19 protein-coding genes are annotated in these 15,071 nt (G+C 40.8%); 13 read left to right on the forward strand and 6 right to left on the reverse strand.

Features of this window, described 5'->3' with window-relative positions:
- Window positions 1-134: 134 nt before the first annotated feature.
- Window positions 135-392 (forward strand): hypothetical protein, encoded by a 258-nt coding sequence (locus AC2CZC_RS10050; RefSeq protein WP_484584714.1) that lies wholly within the window; start codon window positions 135-137, stop codon window positions 390-392.
- A gap of 306 nt (window positions 393-698) precedes the next feature.
- Here the strand turns inward: AC2CZC_RS10050 and AC2CZC_RS10055 are convergent, their stop codons facing one another.
- From AC2CZC_RS10055 to AC2CZC_RS10070, 4 genes are all read right to left on the reverse strand, one after another.
- Complete coding sequence (locus AC2CZC_RS10055; RefSeq protein ID WP_484584715.1) at window positions 699-1,445, reverse strand: hypothetical protein; 747 nt, start codon at window positions 1,443-1,445, stop codon at window positions 699-701.
- 380 nt (window positions 1,446-1,825) lie between these two features.
- Window positions 1,826-2,368, reverse strand: coding sequence for a hypothetical protein (locus AC2CZC_RS10060; protein WP_484584716.1), 543 nt, complete (start codon window positions 2,366-2,368; stop codon window positions 1,826-1,828).
- 531 nt (window positions 2,369-2,899) lie between these two features.
- Window positions 2,900-3,433 carry a hypothetical protein gene (locus tag AC2CZC_RS10065; RefSeq protein WP_484584717.1) on the reverse strand — a complete coding sequence of 178 codons (534 nt, stop codon included), beginning with the start codon at window positions 3,431-3,433 and terminating at the stop codon, window positions 2,900-2,902.
- 2 nt (window positions 3,434-3,435) lie between these two features.
- A complete protein-coding gene (locus tag AC2CZC_RS10070; RefSeq protein WP_484584718.1) occupies window positions 3,436-3,720 on the reverse strand; it encodes a helix-turn-helix transcriptional regulator in 285 nt (94 codons plus the stop codon).
- A 202-nt stretch (window positions 3,721-3,922) separates the two neighbouring features.
- Between AC2CZC_RS10070 and AC2CZC_RS10075 the strand changes: the two genes are divergently transcribed.
- From AC2CZC_RS10075 to AC2CZC_RS10090, 4 genes are all read left to right on the forward strand, one after another.
- Window positions 3,923-4,318, forward strand: coding sequence for a hypothetical protein (locus AC2CZC_RS10075; RefSeq protein WP_484584719.1), 396 nt, complete (start codon window positions 3,923-3,925; stop codon window positions 4,316-4,318).
- 43 nt (window positions 4,319-4,361) lie between these two features.
- Complete coding sequence (locus tag AC2CZC_RS10080; RefSeq protein ID WP_484584720.1) at window positions 4,362-4,718, forward strand: hypothetical protein; 357 nt, start codon at window positions 4,362-4,364, stop codon at window positions 4,716-4,718.
- 152 nt (window positions 4,719-4,870) lie between these two features.
- Window positions 4,871-5,203 carry a hypothetical protein gene (locus AC2CZC_RS10085; RefSeq protein ID WP_484584721.1) on the forward strand — a complete coding sequence of 111 codons (333 nt, stop codon included), beginning with the start codon at window positions 4,871-4,873 and terminating at the stop codon, window positions 5,201-5,203.
- Window positions 5,204-5,267: 64 nt separating this feature from the next.
- Window positions 5,268-5,726, forward strand: a complete 459-nt coding sequence (locus tag AC2CZC_RS10090) for a hypothetical protein (RefSeq protein WP_484584722.1) — start codon at window positions 5,268-5,270, stop codon at window positions 5,724-5,726.
- Between the two features lie 62 nt (window positions 5,727-5,788).
- On the opposite strand, the gene AC2CZC_RS10095 is transcribed toward AC2CZC_RS10090, so the two are convergent.
- Window positions 5,789-7,000, reverse strand: a complete 1,212-nt coding sequence (locus tag AC2CZC_RS10095) for a tyrosine-type recombinase/integrase (protein ID WP_484584723.1) — start codon at window positions 6,998-7,000, stop codon at window positions 5,789-5,791.
- A 196-nt stretch (window positions 7,001-7,196) separates the two neighbouring features.
- Complete coding sequence (locus AC2CZC_RS10100) at window positions 7,197-8,057, reverse strand: YicC/YloC family endoribonuclease (protein ID WP_484584724.1); 861 nt, start codon at window positions 8,055-8,057, stop codon at window positions 7,197-7,199.
- 153 nt (window positions 8,058-8,210) lie between these two features.
- Here AC2CZC_RS10100 and rph point away from each other — a divergent pair, with 153 nt between their 5' ends.
- The 8 genes from rph to trmB all read left to right on the forward strand — a co-directional run bounded on the left by rph (window position 8,211) and on the right by trmB (window position 15,056).
- Window positions 8,211-8,924, forward strand: coding sequence for a ribonuclease PH (gene rph, locus AC2CZC_RS10105; protein ID WP_023399777.1), 714 nt, complete (start codon window positions 8,211-8,213; stop codon window positions 8,922-8,924).
- A 14-nt stretch (window positions 8,925-8,938) separates the two neighbouring features.
- On the forward strand, window positions 8,939-9,583 hold the full coding sequence (gene pyrE / locus AC2CZC_RS10110) for an orotate phosphoribosyltransferase (protein WP_046354198.1): 645 nt from the start codon (window positions 8,939-8,941) through the stop codon (window positions 9,581-9,583).
- A gap of 146 nt (window positions 9,584-9,729) precedes the next feature.
- Window positions 9,730-11,079, forward strand: a complete 1,350-nt coding sequence (mpl, locus tag AC2CZC_RS10115; RefSeq protein ID WP_484584725.1) for a UDP-N-acetylmuramate:L-alanyl-gamma-D-glutamyl-meso-diaminopimelate ligase — start codon at window positions 9,730-9,732, stop codon at window positions 11,077-11,079.
- A gap of 4 nt (window positions 11,080-11,083) precedes the next feature.
- Window positions 11,084-11,701: a flavin prenyltransferase UbiX gene (locus AC2CZC_RS10120; protein ID WP_039611911.1), complete on the forward strand. Its 618-nt coding sequence runs from the start codon at window positions 11,084-11,086 to the stop codon at window positions 11,699-11,701.
- Window positions 11,702-11,743: 42 nt separating this feature from the next.
- Window positions 11,744-12,664, forward strand: coding sequence for an ABC transporter ATP-binding protein (locus AC2CZC_RS10125; protein WP_063366798.1), 921 nt, complete (start codon window positions 11,744-11,746; stop codon window positions 12,662-12,664).
- Between the two features lie 2 nt (window positions 12,665-12,666).
- Complete coding sequence (locus AC2CZC_RS10130; RefSeq protein WP_063366921.1) at window positions 12,667-13,434, forward strand: ABC transporter permease; 768 nt, start codon at window positions 12,667-12,669, stop codon at window positions 13,432-13,434.
- Window positions 13,435-13,921: 487 nt separating this feature from the next.
- On the forward strand, window positions 13,922-14,107 hold the full coding sequence (locus AC2CZC_RS10135; RefSeq protein WP_484584726.1) for a hypothetical protein: 186 nt from the start codon (window positions 13,922-13,924) through the stop codon (window positions 14,105-14,107).
- A gap of 274 nt (window positions 14,108-14,381) precedes the next feature.
- Entirely contained in the window at window positions 14,382-15,056 is a 675-nt protein-coding gene (gene trmB / locus AC2CZC_RS10140; protein ID WP_484584727.1) for a tRNA (guanine(46)-N(7))-methyltransferase TrmB, read from the forward strand.
- The last annotated feature ends 15 nt before the right edge of the window (window positions 15,057-15,071 follow it).

A 15,071-nucleotide genomic window follows, 5' to 3' on the forward strand; every position in this document is an offset into this window, starting at 1 on the left:
AAAGGTACAGAAATGCAAGTGGATATTACCAAGGCTGCTAGTACTCAAAAATTTTCTAACTTCTTAGGAATGAGCCTTTATTTTTTAAATTATGCCTATATAGAGTTATTTTAAATTTCGTGAAAGGATAAATTATGAACATAAATGACCAACAGTTAGCCCGTGCGTTAAAGTTGAAGTTTGGAACTGCGCCATCAGAGCCAAATGAACTTCAATTGTCAGCTATTAAAAGAGATATTCAAGCTCTTCATAATCAAGGACGTATTCTTGCTGAACGAGATCTTTTTGAAGTTGTACAAAGACATTGTCCAGGAGCTGGCACTCATGGTTATCTTGGTGCTGACAACTCTGATTTGGTTACCCTTCTTCGATTAGCTACAAACAGTAAATAATTATGTCTATATATAATCTAAAAAATGAACTTGAGCGCATTCTAAAGATAACGAAGTGGTCGCCCTCCAATAGTGAACTACTTGAAATTTCAGCTAGAATACAAGCGTATGGATCAGGCCTCACAGTAAACGAACTCTTTAATATAGTTTATGATGTGATTGGCCCGTTCGAGCAGAAGAGCTTAGAAGGTCAGGATAACTCTGATTTGAAGACTCTTTTAAGGTTAGCTTCAGGTTTAAAAAATTAATTAGTTAGCTTGCTTTCGTTATTAAAGCAAGCGTAACCACTAATTCTAAAATAGATTCTTAACCTATTATTAAAGAAGGCGGGTTGAGAGACCAAACTACGAAAAAAACAGCGATAGCGCCAGTGGCTTTTACAGTTACTTTTTGAAATCGCGACTCAATATTTAGTAAGCCGGGAATAATAGCAGCAATTGCTGCAAGTGAAATAGCGAACAAGCCCCTAAATACAAAAAACTGTGTCTCAGTTGGGTTGGGAATAACAACTACTGCACCAAGGATTAATATTGCAAACAGTAACCCTGTAATGAGCCCTGTTATCAATTGCCATTTAGGTGTTGTGTTCAAATCATTAGCTCCTTTATAGTTAAAACCTTTTATAGGTAATGAGTTACTTTCGAAAGTTATTTTTAATTCTTGCCATTGATCTTTTTGAAGGTATTCTTTCACCATTCTTTGCATATTTGCGTATGCATTGGGTTGCGGGGGGGCTAAGGCGCCATTGAAAGTATCTTCGTAGCTTTTCAAAAAGATAAAGTGTTCTACTAATACTTCCAAATCCCCATAACAAGTTTCAGCGAATCCGGTTACCCATTTTCCATTTTCATGAGCACCTAGTAAACCACTGTCACCAACACTCTGTTCTACGAAATCAAAAAAATTAGCTCCCAACTGTTGACACTTTATTAACTCGGCTAGAGTGGGCTTTTCACCTTTATTAACGAGCATACTTAGTTGTTCAAGGTAAGCATTTCTTAAATATTTCCTTTCTTTCTCAATTTTTTCAACTACATATTGTACATTATTCATTTTTTAGTTCGCAATTTGGTTGCTAGTCTTAGTAAAATTATGAAGCCTTGCTCGTCTTCAACACCTATGGAGTACACCTATTAGAGCTACCTTTCTCAAGGAAAATCACTCTCAGTAATTTTTATCAATGAATTTTTCATCTTCTTTTTTCGCTTATAAAAGCGATTCGCTTGGAGACCATTCGATTTTTGACTTCCGCTAGTAACTAACAAATAAGAAGAATATCTGAGTGAAAAAATATAATCAAAAAATTGATATCGTAACATTTGCCTAAGGGCATGAGGAATCGGTAATCTTAGAGGTTAAAAAGTATCTACCTAAAGCCGCTTTTATTACATCCTTTTTGGCAGAGCTAGACACTTTTACAATTATTAGTAAATTTAAAATTCTCTGAGTATTTTTGACTTTATTAAAAAATCTTCACCAACAACAAGAGGTTTATAGCTCATACCCTTTAAATTATCAGCCCGTTCAGCAATTGCTGTTCCTATACCTTCAGGCCTGTTATTCAAAACTGCGTAAGAAGTCGCTAAACTAAAATCAAGTACTTCCATTGATGGTAGAGTAAGCCAAGCATGTATATTAACTTCTTGCTGAGCCCCTTCTTTTAACAGCCTTGCAAGCGAAGCTTCAGTTTGCTTAAACTTACTTGATGTTTCAAACTCTACATAGCCAATTGTATAAAAAACAGGGGAGTTAAAAAATGCCTCAAATATCGGCTTTAGCCTAAAGTGCAGCGATAAACATTGTGCTACTACCTCTTGTGCAGTTAATTGACCAAATTCATCATATATGATGGAGGCGAGTTGTTCAGGGTTTGTCTTCTGAAGGAAACTCTGTTCCACATAGGAACCAATATCTGGCGGGGTTAAGCCTAGTCGATTTGTTCTTTCAACAGCTTCAATAAAATCATTTTTATACAAAGTTACTCTCCTTTTAACATAAACTATGAGAGTAAAGGATGGATTTTATGGTGTCAATAAGTTCAAAAGTGTTACTTTGTAATTTCCTGACTTTCATATCAATACTAATGGAACACTCGTTAATTTTTATCAAAACTTAATGCGAAACAGATGTTATTGGTTACCCTTGAGATAAGGGGAGTATAGATTTTTTAATGTAAATTTTCATAATAGTAAGCGCACTTCTGCACGCTTACTGACAAAAATAGAAATAATTATGAGGGAAGTTTTATAGTTTGAGACATTTCCTGAAAACCTTTGGAGCTAGTAGCTCCATCAGTAATATATTCCATAAGTTTTTATTCAATGCTGTTAAAGTTCAAATTCCTCTAATACATCTACTTTTTGTAGAGAAATATATCTTAGTTGTTCTTTTCACTACTCTTTGGAGCTGTTGTTATTTGAATATTCTCTGGTAGCTCAACTGATTGAGCTCTGTGTGGTAAGCTTGGGGAGCTTGCATTTGCTCCCCCTTGGACTTTTGAGAAATGCTTATAACTGAGAGTTTTCATAATTTAATTCCCTTGATTCTGCTTTAATTGAATAAGTTAAAAAACATCCGCACAGAATAACCTTAAGAAGCAGCATTAAATTGTCTCTTAAGAAAACCTTAATAAAGGCATTGTCAATCCAATAATGCTTGTAGGAAAGAACCTCAAGCCACGTAACAAGGTTTAAAAAAACCATGAAGGCAACTACGAGTACAATCATGCATTCCTGTGCAGAGAGAGTCTGTTTTCTATAGACACAATGATAAAATTCATTGCCTGTTTTATTATAGAGAAACAGTGCCAGATTCCTACGATAAATTATTGGTATCAGAAAGGCAATGGAGATCAACGCATCGAACAAGTAGTAATGAGTATTCCATTGAATAGTTAAATGCAACGTTAACAGGTTGACCGCAACAACAGCTGTATAAGAAAGTAAAAACCACCTAGCAGTTGCAACCTTCCAACTGAAGAACAAACTTACAATCACGACCAATGGAAAAATATGGTCAAAAATCGAGTGAATATCATACATAACTACTGCTCCTTTTCTTCTTTTTGTTTTTCTTCAGTTGCTGCCGAAGGTTTTAAATCAAAAATACTACTCAAGTCCTTGCCAAAAATGAGAAATAGCTCAAAAAGCTGGGTAAACGTCATGTCAGTTTTCCCAGATTCGTAGTTGCTAATTGAAGCTTGATCTACACCGAGCTTTTTCCCCAATTGTTCTTGTGTCCAGTTTCTTTCTCTGCGAAGTTGCCGCATAGAGCGTTGAACATACACTCTAAAATTTTCTGTTTTGATCCTTCTTGCGCTACTCACCACACTTTTGTACCTCCTCCTTAATTGATTGCCGTAAATTATCAGATGAAATTTTCTGTTGCAACAAAAAATAAACAAAAGCCCTTTTAAATTAGCATTTTATAAAAGTTTTTATAAAAAGTTGAGGTAAGGTGAAGTATATCTGATAAGTTTATTAGGCCTGCTTGCAGAAGAGGTAATCAACAAAACATAACAAGGAGCGATCTTGAATAAAGTAATTTATGTACCAGCGTACTTCGCTGACGTAGGCGAAGTAAAAACGGTTAAAGTACCAACTGGTGAGGTTAAAAAAAGTTTATTTGGCGGGGTAAAAGAAGTTACGCGTAAAGAAAAACAATGGGTAAAAACAGGTGTTTCGGATTGTGTTATTGACAGTGCGCGACTGAGTGAAGATGTCGCTCGCCAAGTAGATTTATTGAATACAGAGGGCTATGAAGTTGTATCAATAACACCCATTATATCGGGTAAATACAATTATCAGTGTAAGCTTACATCTGGTGGGGCTGAACATAAAGGGTTTGGTGGTTATGGCTACGGTTATGGCTTTAGCTATACAGATAGCCTGATGATAATTGCAAAAAAGTGTATAGAAAATAGTTGATAGACATTGTCAATTTACGCAGAAAATTTTAGTGGAGTAAGTTATGTCAAAAACAATATTTAAGTTAGATGAAGCTTGGCTTTCATTATTTGCAAGCCTGAATAATGATCAACATGATGGTCATGACGCCGTTTATATGAGTGCGCAAGATTTTGCAGATGAAATGTCGTCAGAGCATACTTCTGACGAAGAATATGAGTCCCATATTCACTTTTTTGTTGCCCTATTTATGATTTGGAAGAGCGATCCAGGTTGTCACCGAATAAAATTAAAGAAAGTTCATAAGCTTGCTGGGTCAATGATGAACTTGGTAACAGAGCTTGAGCATAATCCTGATGCGGCCCGTGAGCTTGAATTATTAAATTTAACTAACAGAGAAAGAATGAAACATAAAGATTGAGATATAATTACTCAAGTACCATAGGTGTTATACCTATGAAAGCTAGATTTTTAACTCGTAAGTTCATTCTTGGATATTTAAAGAAATTTTAGGACTGAACACATATCAATTACTTAAAATAAAGCGTTTTTAACGCGAACAAGGACATGTTTATGTATAAAAAACCTTTTTCTATATTATTTTTCGTTACCACAGCTTTGATGTTATCTGCGTGCGCCACCAATGCTGCACGTCAGGTTTATACAGTATCTAGTGGAGAAAAGCTCACGGTTTCAGCTAATGAAATTGGTGGGTATGTGAGCGTCTTCATCAACGGTGAGATGGTAATCGATAACGAAACAATGTATTCAAAAAACTTAATAGGCTCTTACAAAGAGCATAAAATAGTCGCTAAGTGCCAGATTGACCCTCAGCTATTTGGGTCTGATAAACAATGCGATATTTATATTAACGAGCAATATGCTGCAAACTTATTTTTTAGGTGAACACCTAAAATGAACGCATATATAAGTTTAGAGCGACAATTAACTGTATTCTCAAGGAGGAATTATGGCGCAAGAAGTCCGAATCGTTAGTCAGCGGGAGGAACAACTAAAAGCTGAATTAAGCGTGTTTTTAGTAGTAATTATAGCGGTGCTTTTCGCATTAAAATGGGCATGGGATACCGTCGTTCGTTGGCAATATCTAGAGCTACCATTTAATTACTTTGCGGCAAGTTATTACTATGTCATTGTGTTGCCCCTAAAAGGGTTTACATACTTGTGGCATTGGGTTGATGATCAAGCGCTAACAATCTACCCAAATTTAAATCACTGTATAGGAGCTTTGAGCTTGCTTGTCTACGGTGTCTTTTTGATCTATATAGTCGTCGGTATTCGGTTTATTTTTAACAAAATCGGAATTAGAAAAAAACGATATCAGATAGGTATTGTCTTGGCTCCGGCTATATTTTCATGTGTTTGGTATGTAGTGTCAGTAGTATTTTTTTGGCTGTTTGCCACACAGTAGAGTATATAGAAACAGCATTACAGTAACAGAATAATTGTTACTGTAATGCTGTTAATAGAAGTTTAACTTATTGATTGTAAATCATCTATGAGTGGTCTCAATTGACTTGCTAATGTATTTAGTACATTGGTCCTTTCTTTCAAATAGTCATATCTATCATAAATCCCTTCAACCCCTTTTAGCTTATGGTTTAAGCACCGCTCGGCGATATGACCAGCTACGCCATTGCTTGCAAGTAGGCTTCGACAGGTGCGGCGTAGGTCGTGAACGGTAAAGTGGGGCACGGGCATTTTGTCTTCACGAAATAGCTTTTGAATGGCGGCGTTGAGTGTGTCGGGGCTGATATGTCCAAAGCGCTTGCTGGCTCTGCGGTTTGGAAAGACATAGTCAGAGCCAAAGGCTCGTATTTGCAGCTCTTTGAGCCATTCAATGACGATGGGGCTTAATGGCACGGTGATGCCTCGGCCTGTTTTGCTGCGCTCCTGTGGAATATGCCAAAGCGCTTCTTTAAGATCAAATTCAGTCCATTTGGCAGCGATTAGCTCACCCTTTCTAACACCTAAACAAAGTAGCAGCGAAAAGGCTAAATAGTTGTCGCGGGTAAATTGGTCAGAATTTTCCCGCAGGCATTGATACACCTTCTCTAGTTCTTCAAGTGATAGGGCGCGGCTACGGCTTCGCTCTACACCGCCCGCATCTGACACGTTAAATGCTTCAGCTGGGTTAGAGGTGCGTAAATCTAGCTTAATTGCATGTCTGAATAGCTGCTTGCAGTACATGAGCGCATCATTTGCAATGCTTGGGCGGTCACTTTGTGTAATACGTTGTATCGCGCCGCGAATATCTCTGGGGTTTACTTTGTCGATGGCTAGCTCACCAAAGTAAGGGGCGAGATCTTTGGTATAAATACGTCTGGGGATATTTGGGTGCTTTAAGCGTTTTTCGCATTCTTGCAGCCAGTCTTCGGCAAGATCATTGACGGTTTTTAAGATTTCGTTATCGAGGCGCATTTTCTCGGCTTGAGGGTCGATGTTTTCATTTTTCACATCAAGCACAATTTGCGCTGACTTTAAGCGTGCCTCAGCCAATGAGACATCGGGGTATTTGCCGAAGGTTATTTCTCTGCGCTTTTTATGAATTGTATATCTAACCACCCAAAAAGCGCTTCGCTCTTTACTGATTCGAATATAGAGGCCATTCCCAATTGAGTGATAGCCTACTTTACCCGTTTTGATTAAAGACTTAATTTGCTGAGCGTTGATTTTGTTTGCCATATCATACCTTTACAATAAAAGTGGTGGCAGATTTTCAAAGTTTGGGGCAAATTTTGAATTTTTTCAAAATCTGCCACCATTTCTGCCATCATTTTTTCATTACAAAGAGCAATTCGGGGCAACAGGTTGAAACACGTAAAACTCATAACAACCAGATTTTAAAGGCTATTTTAACGCTCAGAAACAGCCTGAAACATTACTCGATGTTTTGGATCTGCTCACGCATTTGCTCAATCAGTACTTTTAACTCTACTGCAGCATTGGTGATTTCAGCATTGATAGACTTAGAGGCAAGTGTATTCGACTCACGGTTAAACTCTTGCATCATAAAGTCTAAACGACGGCCGCATGCGCCACCTTTTTTCAAGATTTTATGCGTCTCTTTGACGTGAGATTTTAAGCGGTCTAGCTCTTCGGCAACGTCTTGCTTTTGTGCAAGGTAAATCAGCTCTTGCTCTAAGCGTGATTCATCGATGTCCGTTTGTAGCTCTTCTAGTTTTTGTGTGAGCTTGTCACGCTGCCATTTAGTTACTTCTGGCATGTGGCCTTCAACAACGGCTACTTGTTCAAGAATACTGTCTAGACGCGTGGTGATCATGTTCTCAAGGTTTGCACCTTCAGAGGCTCTTGCTGCTTTAAAGTCTTGTACGACTTCGTCAAAACCGGCAAGTAATGCACTGTTTACTTCATCTAAATCGACTTCTTCAGCTTCCATAACGCCAGGCCAGCGCAAGATTTCAGTCGGGTTGATATCGCCACCGCTAATAGATTGCACCCATTTAGCGTTTTCTAAAATTTGCTTGGCTAGGGTTTCGTTAATAGACAGCTGACCAACGTGAGCTGGATTTGCTGCAAATTTTAAATAGACTTCTACTTTGCCTCGTTGCAGTTGCTTACGAAGGCGTTCACGTACTACTGGCTCTAATGCCCTGAATTGCTCCGGCGCGCGGATAAATGTTTCGAGATAACGTTGATTGACTGAGCGGATCTCCCAAACCCCAGTGCCCCAATCGCCTTTTACCTCTTTTCGAGCGTAGGCGGTCATACTATGGATCATATAAAGTTCCTATTTAATTAAGTTTGCGACGCCATTATAGCCTAAGAAAAACACTGCTCGATAGGTAAAGCTAAGATTTCTTTTGGTATTGCGTGGCATAGCGCAAAGGATCCCTTTATAATATTGCGAAACTTTGATGATAGGGGAACGTGGATGCGTCCAAGCGAAAGAACTGCAAATCAGATTAGACCTGTAACATTTACCCGTAACTATACAATGCATGCTGAAGGCTCAGTGCTTGTAGAGTTTGGCAATACAAAAGTGCTGTGTACAGCGACTGTGGAAGCGGGCGTACCGCGTTTTATGAAAGGACAAGGTAAAGGTTGGATCACTGCAGAGTATGGCATGCTTCCTCGCTCTACTCATACTCGTAATGGCCGCGAAGCTGCAAAAGGTAAGCAAGGCGGTCGTACGATGGAAATTCAACGCCTTATCGCACGTGCGCTTCGTGCTGCGGTTGACCTATCGGCGTTAGGTGAAAACACCATTACAATTGACTGTGATGTGCTACAAGCTGACGGTGGTACACGCACAGCATCAATCAGTGGTGCATGTGTGGCATTGGTTGACGCGCTGACGCACATGCGTGCTAAAGGCATGATCAATGCAAATCCACTTAAGTTCATGATTGCCGCGATTTCTGTTGGTGTATACAACGGGGAAGCGATCAGTGACTTAGAGTACCTTGAAGACTCAGAAGCAGAAACTGACATGAACGTGATCATGACAGAAACAGGTAAGCTGATTGAAGTTCAAGGTACTGCTGAGGGCGAACCTTTCTCATTCGAAGAGCTTGATGAGTTATTGGCACTCGCTAAGCATTCAATTCGCGAGATCATCGATATTCAAAAACAAGCATTAGCGTAAACAGTAGGTGAGTTATGAAACAGTATCAAAAAGATTTTATTGAATTTGCGCTGGAAAAGCAGGTGCTAAAGTTTGGTGAGTTTACGCTTAAATCAGGTCGTACTAGTCCTTACTTCTTTAATGCTGGCTTATTTAACACGGGTCGTGACCTTGCGCGTTTAGGTCGTTTTTATGCTGCAGCACTAGAAGATGCGGGCATTGCTTATGATGTGTTATTTGGCCCTGCCTATAAAGGCATTCCAATTGCGACAACAACTGCGGTTGCACTGGCTGATCACCATGATAAAGATGTACCTTACTGCTTTAATCGTAAAGAAAAAAAGCAGCACGGTGAAGGCGGAAACCTAGTTGGTTCTGAGCTTAAAGGCCGTATTATGTTGGTTGATGATGTGATCACAGCTGGTACTGCAATCCGCGAGTCGATGGAAATTATTAAGGCGAATGAAGCAGACTTAGCAGGTGTATTGATTGCCCTTGACCGTCAGGAAAAAGGCAAAGGTGAGCTTTCTGCAATTCAAGAAGTAGAGCGTGACTTTGGCACCGAAGTGGTGTCGATTGTTAAGCTTGCTGATCTCATTACTTACCTAGAGCAACAAGGTAGCGCGTCTGAGCATCTAGCGGCAGTTAAAGCGTACCGTGACCAATACGGTGTTGCTTAAGTTGTGACTGAATTAAGTATTGACTAAAAATACCAGCCAACAGGCTGGTATTTTTTTGTCTGTGCAAAAGTGTTTTGCGTACAAAGTCAGCCTAGGCTCATTGGAGTATGTTACTCTAGGGGCAATTTTCATAACTAGCTGAACTTATGCATATTCATATTCTTGGGATCTGCGGCACCTTTATGGGGGGCATTGCAGCCATCGCACAATCTTTGGGCCATAAAGTCACGGGCTCAGACCAAAACGTTTACCCGCCAATGAGTACCCAACTTGAGTCTTTGGGTATTGAATTAACGCAAGGTTATGATCCCGCTCAGTTGGAGCCAAGGCCGGATGTGGTGGTGATAGGCAATGCAATGAGTCGCGGCAACCCTTGTGTAGAGTATGTATTAGAGAAAGGCCTGCCGTATACATCTGGACCTGAGTGGTTAAAACAGCATGTGTTGCAAGATGCATGGGTACTGGCTGTTGCTGGTACCCATGGCAAAACCACCACAGCCAGTATGCTAGCTTGGTTGCTAGAATATGCAGGCCTTAAACCCGGCTTTTTAATCGGTGGAATTGTGCAAAATTTTGGCTTGTCTGCTCGGGTGACCGATACGCCATTTTTTGTTATCGAAGCCGATGAATATGACACCGCATTTTTTGATAAGCGCAGCAAGTTTGTCCATTATCTACCTCGCACATTAATCCTGAATAACCTTGAGTTTGACCATGCCGATATTTTTGCTGATTTAAATGCCATCCAGACCCAGTTCCACCATTTGATCAGAACCCTGCCTGGGCAGGGGAAAGCGATTTATCCAGCACAAGATAGTGCAATAAACGAGGTGCTTGAGCGTGGTTTTTGGAGTCAAAAAGAATCGCTCAGTGGGGATTGGTCGTATCAATTAATCGCGCCTGATGGCAGCCGCTTTAACGTGCTGCTGCAGGGCGAGGAAGTTGGTGAGGTAAACTGGTCTGCCATTGGTGAACACAATGTGAAAAACGCCATTATGGCCATTGCTGCCGCGCGTCATGTCGGGATCCCAGTTGAGGTAAGCATTGAAGCACTGCAAACTTTCAAGTCGCCAAAACGTCGTATGGAACTCAAAGCCGAAATTGGTGGTGTGAGTGTATATGATGACTTTGCACATCATCCAACCGCGATTGAAACGACACTTGCAGGGCTTCGTGCCAAGGTGGGCAGTGATGAAATCATTGCTATTTTGGAGCCGCGTTCAAATACCATGAAAATGGGCGTGCACCAAGATACGTTAATGAATGCGCTTGGCGCCGCTGATGAAGCTTTAGTCTATGAGCCACAAGGCCTTTCGTGGTCCTTAAAAGAAGCGGCAGTAAAAGCGGGTCGCCAATGTTTTGCGAGTACAGATGATATTATTAAGTACGTCACTTCGCAGGCCAAGCCAAATCAGCATATTTTAATTATGAGTAACGGTGGGTTTAATGGCATTCATGATGCCCTTACTGCCGAGCTTAAAAAGGTAATGTCATAAACCTATGTCACAATTTAAAGATCCAATTACGTTAGCATTTAGCGGCGCATCGGGTGCGCCATATGGCCTACGTTTGTTAGAAGTTTTGGTTGCACTGGATTATCAAGTCTTTGTGCTTATCTCCAGCGCCGCGCGCGTGGTACTGGATACTGAGTCCAACGTTAAACTCTCTGGTAATGAAGCTAAAGCCACTGAACAACTCAGTGCGTTATGCAAAGCCAAAGAAGGTCAAATTCAAGTCTTTGGGAAAGACAACTGGTTTAGCCCCGTTGCATCCGGTTCGGCCGCACCAAAGAGAATGGTGGTATGTCCCTGCAGTGCAGGCAGTGTCTCAGCGATTGCACTGGGTGCATCGGATAACTTGCTTGAGCGTGCAGCGGATGTGGTGATCAAAGAGCGTGGGCAGTTAATATTGGTGCCACGAGAGACGCCATTTAGCCCGATCCACTTGGAAAACATGCTCAAGCTGAGTCAATTGGGCGTCACGATTATGCCTGCTGCGCCGGGCTTTTATCATCAACCACAGTCAATCGAGGATCTGGTTGATTTTATGGTGGCACGGATTTTAGACCATCTAAACATCGAACATAATCTGGCAAAACGCTGGGGATATGGCGACTAAATTGTTTGAAAACACATTATGGGGATTGGGGATCCGAAATACATGACAACTGCATTAAGTATAAAAGGCTTAAAAAAAGTCTATAAAAACGGTGTTGAAGCCGTTAAAGGGATAGATTTAGAGGTACAAGAAGGAGATTTCTTCGCATTGTTAGGCCCAAATGGGGCGGGCAAGTCGACAACAATTGGGGTTATTGCCTCTTTAGTGAATAAAACCCAAGGCGAGGTCAGCGTTTTTGGCCACTCAATTGATACCGCATTAGAAGAGGCGAAATCTGAGCTCGGCTTAGTCCCTCAGGAGTTCAACTTTAGTCAGTTTGAGACGCTGAACCAAATTTTGGTGAATCAAGCTGGCTATTATGGTGTGCCTCGCCAAGTTGCACATCAGCGCGCCGAGAAATACCTTAAGCAGCTGGGCCTGTTTGATAAAAAAGACAAGCAAGCACGTACCTTATCTGGTGGTATGAAACGCCGCTTAATGATTGCCCGTGCACTGATGCATGAGCCAAAGCTACTGATATTGGATGAGCCGACTGCGGGTGTGGACATAGAGCTAAGACGCTCGATGTGGGATTTCTTGCGTGAAATTAACAGCCAAGGTGTGACCATTATCTTAACGACTCACTATTTAGAAGAGGCTGAGTTATTGTGTCGTAATATCGCCATTATCGACAAAGGGGTGATTGTCGAGCACACCACAATAAAAGCCTTATTAGCAAAGTTAGACAAAGAAACTTTTATCTTAGACTTACAAGCTCCCATCAAGCCTGTGTCTCTGTCAGGATATCAGTTTACCTTGATTGATGATCACACGCTTGAAGTTGAAGTGGAGAAGTCACAAGGGCTTAACGGAGTCTTTGCGCAATTGAGCGAGCAGGGCAATACAGTGTTAAGTATGCGTAATAAAGCAAATCGCTTAGAGGAGTTATTTGTGGGGTTATTAGAGCAGGGGCGTAAGCAATGAGCATATTAAAATACCGTGTTGCACTGAAAAGTATTTGGATTAAAGAGTGCATACGCTTTTTGCGCATTTGGGTGCAAACCTTAGTACCGCCCGCCATTACGATGACACTCTACTTTATCATTTTTGGTAGCTTGATCGGGTCGCGCATTGGTGAAATGGGCGGTTTTGGTTACATGGAGTTTATTGTGCCGGGTCTTATCATGATGTCGGTGATCACTAACTCCTACTCAAATGTGGCGTCCAGCTTTTACTCAACAAAATTTCAAAAGAGCATTGAAGAGTTACTGGTTGCGCCTGTACCCAACTATGTGATTGTACTTGGTTACATGGGAGGGGGTATGGCTCGTGGCATGCTGGTGGGCTTAATTGTCAGCTTGGTTAGTTTATTCTTTGTGGATATTCAAATTCATAATATTGCAGTGATTGTGGCCACTGTGGTGCTCACCTCCGCTGTATTTGCACTTGGCGGTTTGATCAACGCCGTGTATGCAAACAGCTTTGATGATATCAGTATTATCCCGACCTTTGTGCTAACGCCATTGACGTATCTGGGTGGGGTATTCTACTCGATTCAGTTGCTTCCTGAGTTTTGGCAAGGGGTATCGCAAATCAATCCAATCATTTATATGGTCAACGCGTTCAGATATGGCTTCTTAGGTGTATCTGACGTCAATATCTATGTTGCATTTGGCGTGCTCATTGGTTTTATTACTGTGCTATTTACGATAGCGCTGACACTGATTAAGCGTGGTGTTGGACTAAGACACTAAGTTAATTTTAGAGCATGGTCCAAAATAGGGCCGTGCTCTACTTTTCATCTCCCACATACCATGCGAGCATGCAGTTTTTATTCTGTTTTACTATTCCAATAAGCGTTCTACAACAGTATTTATGGCTAGCTTATGTCATGATGTTAATGTGTTTTATTGACTGTATGATAATAACTATCACACAGCTAACGTATTTCCGCTTTATAGTACGGTCACTTGCAAAACGGCTACTTACCTCGGAAGTTCACTCTCCAGATGAAATTTTAACAAATTGAATAATAATGATATTTAACGCTATTTTAGATGGGGTTCTCACATTATATCTCCACAGTTTGGAGTGTATATTATTTAGTATTTATGAGTGTATTTTGAACGCTCAAGTTTGGCGTTGAGGGATTTTTTAAGTTTTTTTAGGGCAAGTGTCTTTTTTTGAAATTTTCACTGTTTATCTATTATGGGTACACTCTGAATTTTAAAAAGGAAAGTTATGAAACTTAAAATCAATAAAAAAAACGTGAAGTCCTTATCTCCAAATACTAAGCGTATTGCTTTTGAACAGACTGCTCATGTTGCTGGTGGTACTGTCGATTATACTGGCGGCATTCACTGCCAAAACCTAAGCGCTGGCCCTCATGTTTGCGGCGATCTACTACCCTACACAGGTACACACTAATTGTCATATATTGAGTAGAATCCAATTGGCAATCAAGAGATAACTAGGCTGACACACACAGAGCGGGTTTACCGAGTCTAGTGATGGCTTCCCCACCTAGTTCTATCGAGCTGACAAGCTCTGCTTGTCGGCTTTTTTGTTCTTATGGGAACTCTACGTGCTTTTAAAGCAGTATCCAAGGTCGTTCGCCTCCTAAGCCTTTTTATCTTTTACTATTTACTTTGCTCTATAAGCTTTTAAAATTGCCCCATTCAAATGCAATATGATAAGTAACATGGCTGACGCAAACTCTCGAAGTATCACGACAAATCAGACTGGACTACATGAAAAGCTCGACGAAATCGTTCAAAAGCACTTAAGTGCAGAGTTCAAAAAGCCCATTGCTGAGCACACCTTAAGCGCGTTTAATGAGGTTAATGAAAAAGTACAGGCTTTTTCAGGTCCTATTATTTTAGATTCATGCTGTGGCGTTGGTGAGAGTACCGCAAACTTGGCTAAGCGTCATTCCGATGCCTTGGTGATTGGTATTGATAAATCATCACATCGCCTTGATAAACACGATGTTGAGTACAAGCAAGATGAGCACGGTCAGTATATATTGGTACAAGCCGATTTAAATGATTTTTGGCGCTTGGCTTATGAAGCTAATTGGCAGCCTAGTCACCATTATTTGTTGTATCCAAACCCATGGCCAAAAGCCAAGCATATTCAAAGGCGTTGGCATGGTGCCGCTGTTTTTCCTTTTATTGTTAAGCTTGGCGGTGTACTTGAAGTGAGAAGTAATTGGTCTATTTATGTCGAGGAGTTCGCAAGAGCACTGCAGCTTGCGGGCATTACAGTTGACGCTGAGGCGTATGAAAGTGAGTACGCAATCACGCCATTTGAGCGCAAGTACTGGGCCAGTGGCCAATCCAGTACGCGCTTAGTGGTTAATTTAAGCCAAACTTAATCGGTGAGGCCATAA

Source organism: Pseudoalteromonas sp. MMG033, assembly GCF_057197785.1.